The following is an 870-nucleotide window of genomic DNA, read 5'->3' on the forward strand; positions in this document are numbered from 1 at the left end:
GCTTTGGTGTTGTCGGGGTAGTAGCTGCGCAGGTAAGTGTAAAGATAGTCGGCACCCGTGCCGCCGGCACCCGATCGCGAACGTGCAATCACGGTCAGGTCGGGCGGATTGCCGCCGAACCAGTCCTTCGCCTGCTTGGGATCAATCGCAGCCTTCATGGTGTCGCCGACCTTTTCGGTCGTGAACAGCAGGTTGTCCTTGATTTGTTGCTCGGTCAGGCCGATGTCTTTCAGGCGGTTGAAGCGCATGAAAGCAGCGGAGTGGCAGTTCAGGCAGTAATTGACGAACAGCTTGGCACCGTTTTGCAGCGAGCCCAGGTCATTCGTGTTGTTCGGTGCCTTGTCCCAGGCAATACCGCCTTCGGAAGCGTGTGCACCGGCAACCAGGCCGAGGGCCGCGATCAGGGAAAAAATCAGTTTTTTCATTGTTGTTATCTCCTGCTTAGTGACCGTGGAAAATAATACGGTCAGGCGGCGTTTTAGGCGTACCCAGGCGGCTCCACCACGGCATCAAAAGGAAGAAACCAAAATAGAACAGGGTGCCGAGCTGGGACACGCGCTCACCGATGGCCGATGGCGGTTGAACACCCAGGTAACCGAGTACCAGGAAATTCACGACAAAAATGCCGTAGAGGTATTTGTGCCAGTCAGGGCGGTAGCGGATGGACTTGACCGGGCTGTGGTCCAGCCATGGCAGGAAGAACAGGATGATGACCGCACCACCCATCACGACCACGCCCCAGAACTTGGCGTCGATACCCTTGATCATCATGCCCCAGAGCTCGCCCAGGAAAGGCACGCCGGCCAGCGGTTTGGCCAGCGCATCCAGGCCTTGCGCGATGCCTGCGCCGGCGGAAGGAATGACCAGGCC

At 58.3% G+C, this 870-nt stretch carries 1 protein-coding gene and 1 pseudogene; both read right to left on the bottom strand.

What is annotated here, in order from left to right; translation table 11 throughout:
* On the bottom strand, nucleotides 1-425 hold a 425-nt coding region (locus AC1D1X_RS24565; protein ID WP_477699522.1), incomplete at its 3' end, for a cytochrome c1.
* 16 nt (nucleotides 426-441) lie between these two features.
* Nucleotides 442-870: pseudogene (locus tag AC1D1X_RS24570) on the bottom strand (cytochrome bc complex cytochrome b subunit); the annotation flags it as partial.

This window comes from Polaromonas sp. P1_G4 (genome assembly GCF_056405475.1).